Origin of the sequence: Pantoea allii (assembly GCF_046529425.1) — a bacterium.
Taxonomy (GTDB): Bacteria; Pseudomonadota; Gammaproteobacteria; order Enterobacterales; family Enterobacteriaceae; genus Pantoea; species Pantoea allii.
Genome location: NZ_CP125958.1, coordinates 3,919,905 through 3,936,335 on the forward strand (window position 1 = coordinate 3,919,905; position 16,431 = coordinate 3,936,335).

15 protein-coding genes are annotated in these 16,431 nt (G+C 53.1%); 3 read left to right on the forward strand and 12 right to left on the reverse strand.

Features of this window, described 5'->3' with window-relative positions; all coding sequences use genetic code 11:
- Window positions 1-84 precede the first annotated feature (84 nt).
- The 4 genes from QNH99_RS18470 to rbsK all read right to left on the reverse strand — a co-directional run bounded on the left by QNH99_RS18470 (window position 85) and on the right by rbsK (window position 3,701).
- Window positions 85-315, reverse strand: coding sequence for a hypothetical protein (locus QNH99_RS18470; protein WP_145393581.1), 231 nt, complete (start codon window positions 313-315; stop codon window positions 85-87).
- A 123-nt stretch (window positions 316-438) separates the two neighbouring features.
- Window positions 439-1,452, reverse strand: coding sequence for an aldose 1-epimerase family protein (locus QNH99_RS18475; protein ID WP_241567477.1), 1,014 nt, complete (start codon window positions 1,450-1,452; stop codon window positions 439-441).
- Entirely contained in the window at window positions 1,449-2,774 is a 1,326-nt protein-coding gene (fucP, locus tag QNH99_RS18480; protein ID WP_172898112.1) for an L-fucose:H+ symporter permease, read from the reverse strand. Before fucP ends, QNH99_RS18475 begins: the two co-directional genes overlap by 4 nt.
- A gap of 9 nt (window positions 2,775-2,783) precedes the next feature.
- Complete coding sequence (gene rbsK, locus QNH99_RS18485; protein WP_256853084.1) at window positions 2,784-3,701, reverse strand: ribokinase; 918 nt, start codon at window positions 3,699-3,701, stop codon at window positions 2,784-2,786.
- 385 nt (window positions 3,702-4,086) lie between these two features.
- Here rbsK and deoR point away from each other — a divergent pair, with 385 nt between their 5' ends.
- Entirely contained in the window at window positions 4,087-4,851 is a 765-nt protein-coding gene (gene deoR, locus QNH99_RS18490; RefSeq protein ID WP_241567507.1) for a DNA-binding transcriptional repressor DeoR, read from the forward strand.
- A 265-nt stretch (window positions 4,852-5,116) separates the two neighbouring features.
- The gene (ettA, locus tag QNH99_RS18495; protein WP_063878322.1) at window positions 5,117-6,784 is read left to right on the forward strand and encodes an energy-dependent translational throttle protein EttA; all 1,668 of its coding nucleotides are present in this window, start codon (window positions 5,117-5,119) and stop codon (window positions 6,782-6,784) included.
- 36 nt (window positions 6,785-6,820) lie between these two features.
- Here the strand turns inward: ettA and QNH99_RS18500 are convergent, their stop codons facing one another.
- Entirely contained in the window at window positions 6,821-7,717 is an 897-nt protein-coding gene (locus QNH99_RS18500) for a LysR family transcriptional regulator (RefSeq protein ID WP_063878321.1), read from the reverse strand.
- Window positions 7,718-7,812: 95 nt separating this feature from the next.
- Here QNH99_RS18500 and QNH99_RS18505 point away from each other — a divergent pair, with 95 nt between their 5' ends.
- Window positions 7,813-8,814 carry a zinc-binding alcohol dehydrogenase family protein gene (locus QNH99_RS18505; RefSeq protein WP_096011377.1) on the forward strand — a complete coding sequence of 334 codons (1,002 nt, stop codon included), beginning with the start codon at window positions 7,813-7,815 and terminating at the stop codon, window positions 8,812-8,814.
- A gap of 47 nt (window positions 8,815-8,861) precedes the next feature.
- Here the strand turns inward: QNH99_RS18505 and QNH99_RS18510 are convergent, their stop codons facing one another.
- The 7 genes from QNH99_RS18510 to QNH99_RS18540 form a co-directional block, all read right to left on the reverse strand.
- A complete protein-coding gene (locus QNH99_RS18510; protein WP_410517033.1) occupies window positions 8,862-9,617 on the reverse strand; it encodes a molecular chaperone in 756 nt (251 codons plus the stop codon).
- 1 nt (window position 9,618) lies between these two features.
- The gene (locus tag QNH99_RS18515; RefSeq protein ID WP_109716588.1) at window positions 9,619-10,899 is read right to left on the reverse strand and encodes a fimbrial protein; all 1,281 of its coding nucleotides are present in this window, start codon (window positions 10,897-10,899) and stop codon (window positions 9,619-9,621) included.
- 17 nt (window positions 10,900-10,916) lie between these two features.
- Window positions 10,917-13,439, reverse strand: a complete 2,523-nt coding sequence (locus QNH99_RS18520) for a fimbria/pilus outer membrane usher protein (protein WP_109716589.1) — start codon at window positions 13,437-13,439, stop codon at window positions 10,917-10,919.
- A gap of 5 nt (window positions 13,440-13,444) precedes the next feature.
- Complete coding sequence (locus QNH99_RS18525) at window positions 13,445-14,134, reverse strand: fimbrial biogenesis chaperone (protein WP_109716590.1); 690 nt, start codon at window positions 14,132-14,134, stop codon at window positions 13,445-13,447.
- A 39-nt stretch (window positions 14,135-14,173) separates the two neighbouring features.
- Window positions 14,174-14,728: a fimbrial protein gene (locus QNH99_RS18530; RefSeq protein ID WP_109716591.1), complete on the reverse strand. Its 555-nt coding sequence runs from the start codon at window positions 14,726-14,728 to the stop codon at window positions 14,174-14,176.
- A gap of 243 nt (window positions 14,729-14,971) precedes the next feature.
- Window positions 14,972-15,421, reverse strand: a complete 450-nt coding sequence (locus tag QNH99_RS18535; RefSeq protein ID WP_109716592.1) for a hypothetical protein — start codon at window positions 15,419-15,421, stop codon at window positions 14,972-14,974.
- Window positions 15,418-16,359, reverse strand: a complete 942-nt coding sequence (locus tag QNH99_RS18540) for a winged helix-turn-helix domain-containing protein (RefSeq protein ID WP_145393571.1) — start codon at window positions 16,357-16,359, stop codon at window positions 15,418-15,420. The genes QNH99_RS18535 and QNH99_RS18540 overlap by 4 nt, the downstream gene beginning before the upstream one ends.
- Window positions 16,360-16,431 lie beyond the last annotated feature (72 nt).

The window sequence follows — 16,431 nt, forward strand, 5'->3', positions numbered from 1 at the left end:
TTTTCTCATAAGGATGACTAATGTCAATTTATGTGATCTTTGTCACATAAATTGACCTGAGGAAGATAAGGGATGTTGGTTGCATTAGGCAGAATCGCACTTTCCTGCCGCCTTAGAACGCCAGGTGGATCGCGTTTTCCACCAGGCCGACGCAGGGTTAACAGCGGGATGCTCAACGATAAAACGGCGATAGCGATCTGCTGTGTGTCCAGCCAGAACAGGCTGCGGTGGCTTAAATGGCTTACAGGCGAGCAGGTAGAAGACGTGAACAGGCAGATGGGTATAAGACGCGCTATCCACGGGCTTTCGCCACATGGATGATCATCCTGCCTGCCCCACGCGTTCTGATGCAGAAGAGACTCACGCCGACGCTGTCGTGGCAGCAGAAGCGTCAAAAGCACCTGACGTTTCGTCACATAACGCGTCGGCCTGGGCGATTTACAGCACGCCGGTTTCAACCTGGAAATGACGGTGCTCACCGGGCATCAACGCCATCAGCGTACCGGCGCGTTGTGCCGCTGCAAAGCCTTCTGGACGGCAGGTGGCGGGCAGTACGTAGGCAGCAACCTGCTGATCCGCATTATGCAGTATCCAGCGCGTCGCATGCGGAAACTGCGCGGTGGAAAAGCGGGTCATTAGGGCATAACCGGCCGGGGAATGGAGTTCAAACTGAACGTTCTCACCGTATTGCGCCAGATGATCGGCGAAGAAGACAATCTCCGGATCGTACATTGCAGGTTGATCCAACTGCCGGAACGCGGTGGGATCGCGGGCCAGGGAGTCGGTAAAGGCGGTCCACTGAGGAGTGGGCCGCACATGTGCCGGAACAGAACGGCGCAACTGAAACGCCTCGTCAGGAATCGTCTGCTTAAACTGCCCTTGCTCAACCCACGCGCTGTTGATGTGACACATGTATTGCAACGGCATCGGTGCGCCAGCCAGATTTGTCACGGTCATCTCCAGCATCAGCCGCGCCTGATCGGCCCTTAGCCGTACCGCCGGTGCCGCCAGATAATGGTGACCAAACCCCTTGATGTATTCGGTTTCGCCTTCGACAGAAAGACGCTCATCCTCCAGCACTATCCATGCGGAATCCATGCGTGCGCAGGCCATTTCGCCGTGAAGCGGATGCGAGTCTTCCGCGCCAGGGCAGCCATTCGCCAGCAGACCAGAATGAAAGGCAAAACAGCCGTACGTATCGATGATAGTGTCGCCCGGCAGCGGCTGTTTAAACCGGTGCCCCATGGTCAGCGAACGGCCGTCAAAATTCACATCCCATACCATCTGGCCCAGAAAGGGCAACACAATCACCGTGCCCCGCCGGTTTTGAATACGAATGGCCTCAATGCCCGCAGGATAGCGAAACAGCTCGACCCTGAAATCCTCGCTCTCCAGCAGCAACGTGGGCGTGGCGGAAAACTGTTCACGGTGCAGCGGTAAACGGGTTTTCATAGTCCCTCCTCCGCCAGGTTTGCGCGATGACGCGGCTGCTTTTTGTGGCGCAGTTCGCCCCAAAAATAGAAGCCAACCCAGGCAAAACACAGCAGCGACACGCCAAATGCCAGCTGCATCGATCCCAGATGGTCGGAAACAAAGCCCTGCAAGGCGGGCACAAATGCCGCCCCGACGATAGACATCACAATAAACGCGCCGGCGACTTCGGTGTATTTACTGTCTACCGTTGCGAGCGTACCGGCATAGATCGTGGCCCAGCAGGGACCAAACAGCACGCTAACAAACACGGCGGCATAAACAGCGGTGAAATTGGGCACCAGCATGACGTAGGCCAGCGTTATCATGCCTAAAACAGAAAAGACGATAAGGACTTTCTCTGGCCGGAAACGTGTCATCAAAATGTTGGCGACAAACTTGCCAATAAAGAAACAGATAAAGCTGTAAATCATAAAGCTGGACGCTTCACGCTCATTGGTCGCCCCCAGCGTCAGGGCCAGACGAATGGTAAAGGACCACACTGCAACCTGCATGCCGACGTACAGAAATTGCGCCAGAATACCGCGTTTAAAATGGCGATTTTTTGCCAGATAGCGGAAGGTTTCGCCCAGCGTCGGCAACGTTTTTTCGTTACTTTGCGGCTTGCAGCGCGGATAACGGGTGAACATAAACAGCAGCATGACGACCACCAGTACCATCACCAGATATTTATACGGCTCCAGAGTGTGTTCCAGCATCGATAAGCGGAACGCGTGGGCCTGCTCCGCCGTCATGTTTGCCATCTGTGTTTGCAGGCTTTCCCCATCCTGAAATACCAGATATTTCCCCAACACAATGCCCATCAGAGCACCTAGCGGATAGAAGGTCTGGCTGATATTAAGACGCAGCGTGGCATGTTGGCGATGACCAATCATTGAGCTGTAGGTATTCGCCGCCGTTTCCAGGAAGCTTAACCCAATGGCAATAGCAAAAATCGCTGCCAGAAACATGGTATAGGTTGCCATGTGCGAGGCGGGGTAAAACAGCATACAGCCGACGATATACAGCGCCAGTCCGGTTAAAATCGCCAGCTTGTAACTGGTTTTGCGGATCACCAGCGAGGCCGGAATCGCAATCAAAAAATAGCCGCCGTAAAAGGCGCTCTGCACCAGAGCACTGGCAAAATCGCTCAGGGCGAACACACTTTTAAATTGCGTAATCAGAATGTCATTCAGGCTTGCCGCACAGCCCCACAACGGGAACAGACAGGAAAGCAGAATAAACTGGAACAGCGGGGTCTTATTTAGATAACCGTCATCTTGCTGAACAATGTTCTGGTGCATGGCCGTACCTCATTGAAGGTCGAGAAAGCGCTGAAAAGCGGTTGAGTCAGGATAAGAACGCTGCGTACCGCGTGCCGTGACGCTACAGGCCGCGTAGGCAGAGGCTTTCGCCATGGCGGCAGGGATATCACCGGTTTTCACCAGTTCGTAGGCAAAACAGCCAATAAACGCATCACCGGCACCGCTGGTATCCAGTGCTTTAACCGGCACAGGGTCAACCTGATGACAGTCATCGCCGGTCATCCACAGCGATCCGCGGCTGCCCAGAGTCACGATCAGATTCTTTAGGCCACGTTTTAGTAAGGACGCGCCTGCCCGCCTCACTTCATCCTCCGTCCCCACCGGCATTCCAGTCAGGATTTCCAGCTCTGTTTCATTGGGCATAAAAAAGTCACACTGGCAGGCATACGCGATATCCAGCTCAGCCAGGGCGGGGGCAGGATTGAGGATGACGCGGATAGCATTTTGGCGGGCAAAATCGATCGCGTAGTAAACGGTTTCCAGCGGAATTTCCAGCTGCAGAATGATTAACCGGCAGCCCTTCAGCGCCTCAGCCGCAGCATCGATGTCCGCAGGCTTAAGATGTTGATTCGCGCCTTTAATAATCAAGATGCGGTTTTGCGATTGGTCATCAACAAAAATGGGGGCCACACCGCTGGAGACACCGGCCTCGGTGGTGACGAAACGTGTATCCACGCCCTGCTGTTGCAGATTGGCTAACGTGGTGGGCGCAAACAGGTCGTCGCCCACTTTGCTGACCATCATTACCTTGCCACCCAGCTTTGCTGCCGCCACGGCCTGATTGGCCCCTTTACCGCCACAACCCATTGCAAAATCGGGCGCTTCCAGCGTTTCCCCTGGCTTGGGAAAACTGTTGGTATAGGTGATTAAATCCACCATGTTTGAACCGATAACCGCAATGTCCATTCTTCCCCCGGTAAAAGACCGCTAAAATGTTATAAAAATAACACTAACAATTCACAGAGGTTAATTATGTGATAAATTTCACATATATTGTGACATAACTGATCGATAAAGCCGGAATTCGCCCGGGTTTAATGTTAATATTATAACAAACACCTGTAGCGCGAAGGCGGGCATTCAGTGGCCACAGCCCGGGTTTGCGGGGTGAAGGCATTGCGGGTAAGATAAAAATCTTGCCTGAAAAGCCTGCAACGCCTTAAATTTTTTGAAATTTGTTATGGGCTGAGTAAAAACGCGGCGGTTGCAGGTAAGGTTAACGGCGCGCCAGCGATGTGACAGGCCAGGACGTATGACGTCTTCTTCAAGGAATACAGGTTTAGAGATGACAATGGAAACCCGCCGCGACGAACGCATTCGTAAACTGGCTCTGGCACTTAAGCGCACCGATAAATTACATCTGAAAGATGCGGCACAGCTGCTGGACGTATCGGAAATGACCGTGCGTCGGGACTTAAGTGAACCGACCTCAAGCGTGGTATTGCTGGGCGGTTATATCGTCAGCGATCCGCGCAACCATCCCGGGCACTATTTCATCTCCGACCAACACGGACAAAATGCAGCCAGAAAGCAGCGACTCGCTCAGGCTGCTGCCAGCCTGATTAGTGAAAACGACACGGTGTTTTTTGACTGCGGTACCACCCTGCCCTATGTCGTGGATGCGATTCCGGATGCCCTGCCCTTTACCGCTATCTGCTGTGCCATGAATACCTTTCTGGCGCTAAAAGAGAAACCGGCCTGCAATGTGATCCTGAGTGGCGGTGAATTTCATGCCGACAATGCCCTGTTCACGCCCGTGGGCGGGCATTCCATTCTGGATGACCTCTGTCCCACCCTGGCGTTTATCTCTGCGGCGGGCGTGGATAAAGATCAGGGAGCGACCTGCTATAACCTCAACGAACTGCCGATGAAGCACCATGCCATGTTGCGCGCCCGCCAGCGTATTCTGGTCGCCGACAGCAGCAAATATGGCAAAGTCCTGCCTGCGCGCATTGGCGAGCTGTCCCGCTTTGATTTACTGGTCAGCGACAGCGCGCCTGAACCGGCACTGAGTCAGTGGTTAACGCAACAGCATATTCCCGTCCGCCTTCCCTGACGTCGTTTTGTCGCGCGCTGGCAATGACCTGCTGCTACGCTCAGGTGGATTCATGTCACCTGCGCTATATATGCTCGTCATGATACGCACGTCACCGGAAGCGGCCTTTTGCCGCCCGCTCGGACAGCGGACACAAATCAAACAGTTATGCCAAACTGCGCCCCGGCACGGAATTATCCCGGCGCATCGGCTGTGAATAGGCAGCGAAAAAGGCTAAACTTCGACATCATCCAAACGACAAACAGACCCAGAGGCTCAATACAACGTGGCTCAATTCGTCTATAGCATGCATCGCGTCGGCAAAGTAGTTCCGCCAAAGCGACATATTCTGAAGAACATCTCCCTTAGCTTTTTCCCCGGCGCAAAAATTGGCGTGCTCGGCCTGAACGGTGCGGGTAAATCTACGCTGCTGCGCATCATGGCCGGTATCGATAAAGATATCGAAGGGGAAGCCCGCCCGCAGCCCGGTCTTAAAATCGGCTATCTGCCGCAGGAACCGCAGCTTAACCTTGAGCACACCGTGCGCGAGTCCGTGGAAGAAGCGCTGGCCGAAGTGGTCGGGGCGCTGAAACGTCTCGACGAGGTGTATGCCTTATACGCCGAAGAAGATGCAGATTTCGATAAGCTGGCTGCCGAGCAGGGACGGCTGGAAGAGATCATTCAGGCGCATGACGGCCATAATCTGAACACCCAGTTGGAACGCGCCGCCGACGCCCTGCGACTGCCAGACTGGGACGCAAAAATTGCGAACCTGTCCGGTGGTGAACGCCGCCGTGTCGCCCTGTGCCGCCTGTTGCTGGAAAAACCAGACATGCTGCTGCTGGACGAACCGACGAACCACCTGGATGCAGAATCTGTCGCCTGGCTGGAGCGTTTCCTGCACGACTTCGAAGGCACCGTGGTGGCGATTACCCACGACCGTTACTTCCTTGATAACGTTGCAGGCTGGATTCTGGAGCTGGACCGCGGCGAAGGCATTCCGTGGGAAGGGAACTACTCCTCATGGCTGGAGCAGAAAGATGCCCGTCTGGCGCAGGAAGCCTCTTCCGAAGCCGCACGTCGCAAATCTATCGAGAAAGAGCTGGAGTGGGTGCGCAAAGGGCCAAAAGGCCAGCAGTCTAAAGGTAAAGCCCGTCTGGCTCGCTTTGAAGAACTGAACAACACCGACTACCAGAAACGTAACGAAACCAACGAACTGTTTATTCCGCCGGGTGCCCGTCTGGGTGACAAGGTGCTGGAAGTCAGCAACCTGCGTAAATCTTACGGCGATCGCGTACTGATCGACGGCCTGTCGTTCTCTGTACCGAAAGGGGCCATCGTCGGCATCATCGGCCCGAACGGCGCCGGTAAGTCGACTCTGTTCCGCATGATGTCCGGTCAGGAACAACCGGATTCCGGCGAGATTGTGCTGGGTGAAACCGTGAAGCTGGCCTCTGTCGATCAGTTCCGCGACAGCATGGATAATGCCAAAACCGTATGGGAAGAAGTCTCTGGCGGTCAGGACATTATGCGTATCGGCAACACCGAAATGCCAAGCCGCGCCTATGTAGGACGCTTTAACTTTAAAGGCGTGGATCAGGGCAAACGCGTGGGCGAGTTGTCCGGTGGTGAGCGTGGTCGTCTGCATCTGGCAAAACTGCTGCAGGTGGGCGGCAACATGCTGCTGCTCGATGAGCCCACCAACGACCTGGACATTGAAACCCTGCGCGCGCTGGAAAACGCCCTGCTTGAGTTCCCTGGCTGCGCCATGGTGATCTCGCATGACCGTTGGTTCCTTGACCGTATCGCGACCCACATTCTGGATTATCAGGATGAGGGCAAGATCGAATTCTTCGAAGGTAACTTTACCGAATACGAAGAGTACAAGAAACGCACGCTGGGCGCAGATGCGCTGGAGCCGAAACGTATCAAGTACAAACGTATTACTAAGTAATTGTGGGGCGGCAGCGATGCCGCCCTTCTCTTTTCTTCAGCGGTAAAATTCGCGGAACACCGGCGACTGCAAAGCAAATTCAATATATTTCATCAGCGCAGGCGAGTTCAGTTTACGACTGGGATACACCAGCCACAGTTCATTCCCCTCCATTTCCCATTCCGGCAGCACCGTTACCAGACGCGCATCGCCCCTGTCGCCGTCCGTTAAAAAGCGGGGTAGCAGTGTGATGCCGGCACATCCCAACGCCGACTCGCGGGCATAGAGTAAATTATCGGTAAGGTGCGCAGGCGGAAGCAGCCAACGATGATATTGATCGTCGCGTTTCAGCACCCACTCGTTCCAGGCCCGGTGCGCAATACAGCGATGCGCGGCCAACTGTTGGGGATGGGTAATCGGCGGATGCTGGTCCAGATAAGCTTGTGCGGCCACCAGCGAGCGCTGGCAGTAGCCCACGCGGCGACCAATCAGGGACGACTCCTGCGGCTGACCAGTACGTAAGGCCAGATCAAAGCCGTCCTGCACCAGATCGCGAATATCATCCGAGACAGAGATATCCAGCGTGACGTCAGGATAATGGCGTAAAAACGCAGCGTTGCAGCGGGCCAGCAAGGTTGCGCCAATGCCCGCCGGACTGGTGATGCGCAGGCGACCGCTGGGATTTTCCCGTAGACTGGCAATGGCCTGTTCGGCGCGCTCGCTGGCCTGCATCATCTCCTGACAGTGCAGCAGATAGCGTTCCCCTGCAAAGGTCAGGTTGAGCTGGCGCGTGGTGCGGTTTAACAACCGGATGCCCAGCCGCTGTTCAAGCTGGCTAATCCGCTGGCTGACGCTGGATTTCGGTAAGCCTGCCCGTTCTGCTGCGGCGGTAAAACTGCCGCACTCCGCCACTAACGCAAACAGCGCCATATCCTGCCACTGACGAAACGCCATTGTTCACCTCAGACGAACACTGTAATAACTATTGTCCATCTTATCAGCATCGCCTCGGGGTTCTACACTTTAGAGAACACTACAGGAGAGAAATTATGTCTGTTCGCGCAATTGCTGTTGATCCAGAAAACCCAAAAAACTTCGTTGAAATTTTCCCGGAAACCCTCACGCCAGGCGAGTATGACCTGCGCGTTCAGGTGAAAGCCGCCTCGGTCAATCCGGTCGATACCAAAGTTCACAAAGGGGCGATCAAAAATGGTTTGCAGGTACCACGTATTCTCGGCTGGGATGCCAGCGGCGTCGTGCTGGAAACCGGCAGTAAAGTCAGCGGCTTTAAGCCGGGCGATGAAGTGTACTATGCGGGCGATATTACTCGTCCGGGCAGTAACAGCACGGAGCAGTTGGTCGATTCACGTATCACCGGTCATAAACCGAAAAAACTCGACTGGGCTGCTTCTGCGGCTATCCCGTTGACGGCGCTGACCGCATGGGAAGGCCTGTTTGAACGGCTGGATATGGCTGCGGCGCGTGAGGATCAAACGCTGTTGATCGTGGGCGGTGCAGGCGGCGTGGGTTCACTGGCGATTCCTCTGGCGAAAATGCGCAGTAAAGCCAAAGTGATCGCCACCGCGTCACGGGACGATTCCGCCCAGTGGTGCCGCGATCGTGGAGCCGATCTGGTGATCAACTACAAAGACATGGCTGCTGAGCTGGAAAAGCACGGCATTAAGCAGGTTGATTATATTTTTTGTCTCAACGATACCGATGGTCACTGGGACACCATGAGCCAGCTTATTGCTCCTCAGGGCCACATCTGCACCATTGTTGAGAACGAACATCCGCTGTCGATGGATCAACTGAAGCTAAAAAGCGCCGCGCTGCACTTTGAGTTTATGTACACACGCAGCATGTACAACACGCCGGACATGGCGCAGCAGGGGGAAATCCTGAATGCCGTCGCCGACCTGCTGGACGACGGCAAGCTGCAAAGCACGCTGAACGAAACGCTTCACGGCCTGAGTGTGGAAACGCTTGAGGCTGCCCACCAGCGCGTGCTGGAAGGCCATATGCGCGGCAAGGTCGTCATGGTTTACTGATGACGCAGACGGGTGGCAGCCAATGCGACCACCCGCGCGCGGCGGGTTCACGGTGAGCCAGAAGCCAGGTTCAGGTTGGCCGTGAACGCCTGGGGATTCCCTTGGTCGTCCAGCGCGGTGAAGTTAAGCACAGCGTTGCCTGTCGCTAAAAGCGGCGAGTCACCAGGCAGGGGATAACGTTTACTGGCGAAAGGTGCCAGCGTTTTATCCCCGTCCAGGTAAACAGGATAATTTTTTCCGCCCGCCGTCGCCGTCATCTTCCCTGGGGTAAAAAAGTAACGGCTCTGATTGCTGGCCTGAATAAAAAACTGCCCTTGTGTTTTCCTGATCTGAAACGTAACCGCCTTAACGCGTGCCGCAAAAGGCATCGAATCCGTAAACGGGCGATTAATCACTTTAAGCTGGGTGTTCAGCGCCACACTGATCTTATCGTTGCCCGCACGCAGACTGCTTTTTTTCACTGAACTGATTTCGTAAAGATTGAGCCAGTAAAGGGATTCCCGATCGGTGGGAAGCTGTGCGGCCAGCTCGGTGCGCAAAACCGCGATCTGTTTTTTTTCATCCTTGTTCAGCGTAAAAACCCCGGGGAGCGCGACAAAAGGAAAGGCTTTACTGCCGGGCGATGTTTCCGGTGAGCCGCCGTCGACCCAGGTCTGGATCAGGACAGGAGATTCACCGCTGTTGACCAACAACAGCGGGACTTGCACCTCGCCGGGATGAAAGATGATTCGGCTTTGCTGCGGAATAACCGCGGCCTGGGAGTGAGTAATGATGCACATGACGAGCAGCAGGATCTTTTTCATATTATTGCAGCCGAATGAGGATCGAGGCCGTCGCATCAACACTGCCCGCCGTGACCGTTTGTCCAGGAAGCTTTGCAAGACTGGCTGTGAAATTACGCTGATACAGCGTTTCGTCACTCGGCTGACCGCTGCTAATAACCTGCGCGTCCTCCAGCACCGGCCGCCATCCTACATTGCTGCTAAAACTGCTCCAGCTCAGAAACGATACCGCACTTCCCCCGGAGGTTTTCAGCTGAATCCCCACGCCTTTCGCCAGTGAAGGCAAACTGTCATAGTGATCGGACACCAGGTAGCTGGAAATCCCACTTCCAGACGTCAGACCTAACTGCTGTGCCTGCAACCACGCGGCGTAGCTGGGTTGAAATCCCAGTGACAGTTGGCCTGAGTTTATCCCGGAAATCTTATCTGTCCCCGCCGCGCAGGCCAGCGTAATGCTGAGCGGGGCCGTCGCGGTTTGCCCTTCATTGAGGGCATTAATACTGATACTGGGGAAAATCACGTTCGCGGTGTAATTTTCAACCCGGCAGCCCTGGGTGAGGTTTTGCGTCAGGGTGGCCACCGGCGCGGTATTCATACCGAAAGCCATATAGCGTCCGGACCCCCAGGTTTCAAAATGATTCCAGCTGTCCTGGCCCGCTTCGGGCACATCCATCCCCGGCCCCATAAACACCACATAGCCGTTCGGCTGATTGCAGTTGTACGAGCCGGTATAATTGTCCGCCGCCGCCGCCGGGCATCCCCACGACGAATAACCCGGCGTGCGATTGTTTTCAGAGGTACGGATCAATTCGGCGCTGATGGGACTGAAATCCCGCCCGCGGATCAGGATTTTATTCCCCTGAATGTCATACTGCGTCAGCGGCACTTTTTGCCAGATACGGGTAAAAGGCTTACCGCTTCGCACATGAATCAGCTTTAACGCGGTGAAGGGAAAATAAGTCTGAAAATAACCGCCGCCCATGTCCCAGGCTCCGCCAACGTTACTGTCGCCATTGGTGGCGAAGACTTCAAACAGCTGGTCTTTATCTGCCAGATCGCATTGATATAACACGCGATCCGGATTGGCATTGTTGATGGCCGGTACCACACGAAATACCGAGCGGGCCAGCACGGTGCCTGCGGGCTGATAACGTAGATTCATCAAGCCGATATTGCCGAAATTCAGGGACGCTCCGCAGGCATCACATCCCTGATCGACCGGATTCACCCGCGTGCAGGTGGCATGAGCGGGTAGCCATGCCGCCAAAAGAAAGCATGCCATCACAGCTAAAACGTACTTCATCGTTAACACCTTACATTTTAAAAACGACATACAGCATCCGCGTAGGTAATCACCGCATCGGGTTTAGGTTTTGGGATGTGGTAGTTAATCAAACAGGATGCTTTCGCGTCCTCTCCCCATACGGCTTTCAGCTGTCCCTGGGTTTTCGCGACGCGTAACCAGGCATTGCCGCCCTGACCAAACGTCCCCACCCGGTTGCCTGCATCGTCGAGCAGATCCGCCCCCACCGGCACCGTCGTCTCGCGATTGGTGCGGGTCTTTAACATGACCGGATAACCGCGTAAGGTCCTGAACGTCACCTTCACCATCGCACCGGCATAAGGCGCGACGATTTTTTCACTGTCCTGAATCTCGACATGGCTATCGCTGCCGCTGGCCCCCAACGAAATACTGTTGTAGTGATAAGGGTTGAGCGATGGCACCAGGGCATAACCAAAGCGATCGATTTCGGTGCCCTGGCTATTCAAAATGCGAGCATTCCTGGCCCCTTTCGCTTCGACCAGGGCAAAGGTGTCACCCAGATAATTGCCCAGCGTTACACCACCGCTGTGGATCACCGCCGCGCCCATCGCATTGACGGACATCTGCTTAAACCGTGAGGATGTGGATGCCGTACCGGTCAGACTGGCTTCTGAGAGTTTTTTGCCCAGACTGCCACTTAACGTTGTATCGCGCTGTTGCTGATCACGATTGATATTCAGGCTGTAGCTGGTGCCACTCTCGCCGCTTATTCCGCTGAGTGAGGCGTTATAGTTACTGCCATTTTGGCTTCCACGGGTTCCCCCCAGCGCTAAATAAGGCGACGTGGCTTCTGAACCTAACGGAACCGAGATGCTGACCTGAAACTGGGTATCTTTATAAAAAGTGTCGTCTGAATGTTGCGACATCACGGCCATACGCGGATCGTTTGAGTAAGCTCTGCGCGAATACTGGCGGGACAGGGAAATATTCAGCGCGATATTTTTTGGCAGCACGGTGCCATAGCCAATCTGAAACTGCGTATTGCGTGAACGACCGTCGTAGTAATTTTGCTTCGAGCCGGAAATATAGATATTTCCCCACTCACCCAGCGTCTGGTTAACCGTCATCTGCAGGCGATTACGCTGCATATATTCGCTACTGATATTGTTGCGGCCCGGCGTTTCTGCATTATTTAATGCAATAACATCATTGAGATCCCGATAGCCCTGGGTGGAATACTGATAGCCGGCAAACGTCAGCGTGGTCTGGGTAGGCTGGAAGGTACGACTGTAGCTGAGTTCGTAGCGCCATCCCTCGGTCGTCTCGCCGCCGTTCAGGTCGGCTTCAGAGTAGGCGCTGTTGAAGCCAACGGCACCGAAATCGGACGCCCAAACGCCACCGGCCAGCACCGCATGATAGTGCTCACCCAGACGCGCGCCACCGTTAAGGGTAATGGCGTTTGTCAGGCCATGCTTAACGGTTAACTCTGTAAAGGTATTGTATTGGCTATAATCCCTGACTTTACCGGCCGCAAAGTTGTAGTCGGTTCGGCCTGGACGCAGCGACTGCGGTAACACCGCATAGGGCACGCTAAACTGATGGAGGCTGCCGTCAGACTCCTGAACCTCAACCTTGAGATCGCCGCCATAGCTGACCGGGCTGAGATCGTTGATGATAAACGGCCCCGGCGGCACGGTGGTTTGGTAGATCCGCTGTTTGCCCTGCCAGACGGTCACGCGTGCATTGCTGTTTGCTACGCCACGCACGACCGGGGCGTACCCCCGAACAGAATCGGGCAGCATACGGTCGTCCGAGTCCAGACTCACGCCGTTGAAACTGACGGCATTAAACAAGTCGCCCTGACTAAAAAGCTCCCCCAGCCCAACCTCACTTTGCAACGAAGGCAACGCCCGCTGCACCCAGGCTCTGGCACTTTGCCAGCGATTACCCCATTCATCATGGGTCAGGTTTCCCTGCTGACGAAAACGCCACATTCCCACGTTCATACCACTGTTGATGCCCAGATAGGTGGATTCAAAACGCTGCGCATTTTTGTAATCTGAATAGAACTGGTTAAGGTTGTAATTCACGAACGCCATGGTCGAGCCAGCCGTCAGGTTTTCCGGCGCGATATAGCCCACAGGCCGCTGAACCAGCATCGCCTGGGGGATGGATACGTCGACGCGTAAGCTGGCGGTATTGACGTTAACGGCGGCGCCGGGTAAAAGCGCGTCTGGCCGGACGCAGCCTGTCGCCTTCAGGGCAGACAAATAATGCGCTTTGACACCAAACGCGTGATAAAACGGCGACGGAAGACACACGGAGAGCGGTCCGCCTGCCCGCACGATCTGCAAGGTTGTGGATTGTTGAAACTTACCATTGAGGTAAAGTTCCACATCATAACGACCCGGCTGAAACCAGGCATCCTGCGCATCATCCGGCATCGCAACCTGTCCCGGCATCATTTCGCGCACTAATGAAGGATCAAACGTATAGTCATCCTGCGCATCAGTTGCCTGACTTTCCCTGGCAGGGATCAGACTGAACGCGAACAATAAGAATAAGGAGGCTTTATTCATTTCAGCTATTTTTCGTTCAGGTTTATTTTTTCGTCAGCACCAAAATCGTTGATCAGGAGGGCGGTAAGGGTGTATCCCACCAGGGATGACGAACTGTGCAGCGTGACCTTGCTTTCACTAAACGGCGCGAGCGTTACGGCATCGTCCCAGGCAATCGTCTTATTTCCCTTAATCAGTGAAAACGAGCGAATATTGGCGTAAAAAGGAGAGGCATTTTTGAAGAGAATATCTCGCCCCTGAATACGATAAGAAAGCGCCTGCCTGACGTTATCCACAGAGAAATCGAGTTGCCTGGGACGAACGATGACTTTTACCCTGTTCTTGATAATCAGATAGAGTTTATTTTTATCTTCATCGCCCTTTTTCACAGAGGGGATTTCTGTATAGTCCATGTAGAACAGCGACTCTCTGTCCTGCGGTAAATTATTCTCGGTGACTTTGACTTTCACCGTTTGACCGGCGGCTGGCGCTATGCGGAAAATTTGCGGCAGCGCCACAAAGGGCAGTGTGGACGCCGCGTCAGGATTAATCGCCTGAATTTGAATAAGCGCAGGCTGATCGCCCGCATTGGTAAACTGAATGGTTTTTTCATTTTTCGCACCATCAATAATTATCCGGGTGCCATTCAGCACGACGCTTGCCTGACAAAGGGGAGCGGATAAAGCCAGAAACAGAATAACAAGAGACTTGAACACAGGTTTCTCCTGCCCCCTCGGCTAAAGGGGGCCTGATAGTTATGGATAGCTAACAGAATATTGAACGCTACTCAAAACCGTACCCGCTCCAGCGCTTCCAGAGTCGCTGTAATATTCGACTGAAAAATTTTGTGATGCACTGGTGCTACCACTGGCCAGCGACATGCCGTTTACGGTCGCCGTGCCACCTGACAGATTGATCGTTTTGTCACTACTATCCAGCAAACGCAGTGCGACGTTCGTCGCTGTGCCGGTATTTAATAAATCCCCCGTGGAGGAAATATTATTTCCCGCCAGATTGATATTAATTGCCTGGGTTGTACCCGCCGCCGGCGCAACACAGCCCGTTAAATTGATCGTAAAGGGTGTTTTACCGGCGGTGGATTTCGCCGCGTTCAACGAGGCTGTCGATACCGTAGGCAGCAGAATAATCGGGCTACCGGTTGCATCGTTTATATTAACGTTACAGGTTTGCGCGTTGACTTCACCCTGAAAGCGAATCGTATTTTGCGATGCGGCAAAGGTGTTAAAAGAAAGTAAACTTACACCGCACAAAGCAATATACATACAGCGTGATAAAGACCTGGCTTTCATTGATTCCCTCTTATTATTTAGGTTGATAACATGCTCATTGGCAGGTGAATCATAAGGGGCGAAATAGCGAAGCTGTATGTGAAGTGTTCTGACCTTATGTGAACAAGACCTTAAGAAGATATAATTTTATTAAAATCAAAAGCATAAAGTTATCCCTGCGTTACAGAAAAGATACATTTCATAAGATAACTACAGGTCCAACGTTTATGCTCTGCACGGCTTATCGGCTATTTTTTGGTCGTTTTATTTTTCACAAATGAAGAGCGGAACAGGACCAGAATAAAATACCCATGTATCGATGCCCGTCCGTTTAATGACGAAAGGGAATGTCGCCCCCACGGTGATAAAAAACGCCGGAAGCCATTTTTCTTGTTGCTCAATACTCATTTGATTATCCGGGGATGGCTCAATCAATGTCGACTGCGCGAGATAAAGATCGCCATCACGATGATAATTAAACCGGATAATTTTACTCAGGCTGATGACTTTTTGATTATCGCCGGTCAATCGTCCCGCTAAGGATAAAACGCCGTGCCCGTTGCGCATATCGTGAGAAACGATCAGTGAAAATCTTTCACCGCTTCTTATGTAATTGATGTTTGCAATGCAATGAATATAATCCTGGCGAAAAAAAAGCATCACAACACCGGCTACGGCCATCGTCAGCACAGCCATCCAAAACGTCAACTTCACCACTTTCTCCTTATATAATAATACGACACACAGTCAGGCGAACCGAATAGTGAAATTGCGTTTTTACATTGCAATACGGAGATTCGTTCACCGTTGGTAAAGGCGGTGATATAAATCTTCCTTCTTTCCGTGCATCCCGAATGAATATCAATAGCGATGCGGGCCACTAAACTGTTATCTGCTTTTTCATTACCGTATATTTCGCATCCATTCATATCAAACCGCTTTACGAAATCCATCTCCTTCCGGTAAAGGGAAAAGGTCACAATGGCCATACCACACATCACAATCGTCATAACCGTCAGCACAACCATAAGCAGGTTGCGTGTGTAGATGGCCTGTTGAGCAGGCAACTCTCCGACGGCTAACGCGGCAGACTCTGGATAGCCGGTATTATAAGCTGCCCCGGATGCATTATGCAGCGCATCGGTAACCGGCTTTTCTGACATATTCTCATCGACCTGAAGAGCAGGCTCAGGAATATGTTGGGGAACGTCCTGCCCACTGGCCTGGCTTAAATCTGGCGTGCCAGCGTCTTCTGTAGATACGGTTTCCAGTCCCTCTGCTGATAATGGCGTATTATCCGGAATAGCCGCTACAGGCACGCTTGTCGATTCTTCAATCAGAATGGCATTTGACAGCATAAAGCCGCGGCGCGGAATGGTTCTGATCACATCCTGCCGAATACCAGATGCCAGTAGCGCTTTTCTGACCAAAGAAATACTTTGATATAAGGCATTCGCACTGACCTCCATGCCAAATCTACGCCAGGCATACTGGTAAAAGGACTCATGATCGACAATTTCACCCTGACGTGCGATCAGTAATTCAAAACAATAAGAGGCAGAAGAATGCAACTTCAACGTCTGATTATGACTGATTATTTCCCTTTTCCCAGGATAAAATACCGCATCACTACCAATACTTATCTTTTTCATGTCGTTACATCCGGGTATATCATTATTTATATCTTATGAATATTCCCTTAATATAAACCAGTTAAAAATATT

Excerpts from the sequence above, each read along its gene's own strand:
- QNH99_RS18475 (WP_241567477.1), bottom strand. The coding sequence starts at position 1,452 with ATGAAAACCCGTTTACCGCTGCACCGTGAACAGTTTTCCGCCACGCCC.
- QNH99_RS18505 (WP_096011377.1), top strand. The coding sequence starts at position 7,813 with ATGTCTGTTCGCGCAATTGCTGTTGATCCAGAAAACCCAAAAAACTTC.
- QNH99_RS18500 (WP_063878321.1), bottom strand. The coding sequence starts at position 7,717 with ATGGCGTTTCGTCAGTGGCAGGATATGGCGCTGTTTGCGTTAGTGGCG.
- QNH99_RS18515 (WP_109716588.1), bottom strand. The coding sequence starts at position 10,899 with ATGAAGTACGTTTTAGCTGTGATGGCATGCTTTCTTTTGGCGGCATGG.
- deoR (WP_241567507.1), top strand. The coding sequence starts at position 4,087 with ATGGAAACCCGCCGCGACGAACGCATTCGTAAACTGGCTCTGGCACTT.
- QNH99_RS18510 (WP_410517033.1), bottom strand. The coding sequence starts at position 9,617 with ATGAAAAAGATCCTGCTGCTCGTCATGTGCATCATTACTCACTCCCAG.
- QNH99_RS18530 (WP_109716591.1), bottom strand. The coding sequence starts at position 14,728 with ATGAAAGCCAGGTCTTTATCACGCTGTATGTATATTGCTTTGTGCGGT.
- QNH99_RS18470 (WP_145393581.1), bottom strand. The coding sequence starts at position 315 with ATGTGGCGAAAGCCCGTGGATAGCGCGTCTTATACCCATCTGCCTGTT.
- QNH99_RS18520 (WP_109716589.1), bottom strand. The coding sequence starts at position 13,439 with ATGAATAAAGCCTCCTTATTCTTATTGTTCGCGTTCAGTCTGATCCCT.
- QNH99_RS18540 (WP_145393571.1), bottom strand. The coding sequence starts at position 16,359 with ATGAAAAAGATAAGTATTGGTAGTGATGCGGTATTTTATCCTGGGAAA.
- fucP (WP_172898112.1), bottom strand. The coding sequence starts at position 2,774 with ATGCACCAGAACATTGTTCAGCAAGATGACGGTTATCTAAATAAGACC.
- rbsK (WP_256853084.1), bottom strand. The coding sequence starts at position 3,701 with ATGGACATTGCGGTTATCGGTTCAAACATGGTGGATTTAATCACCTAT.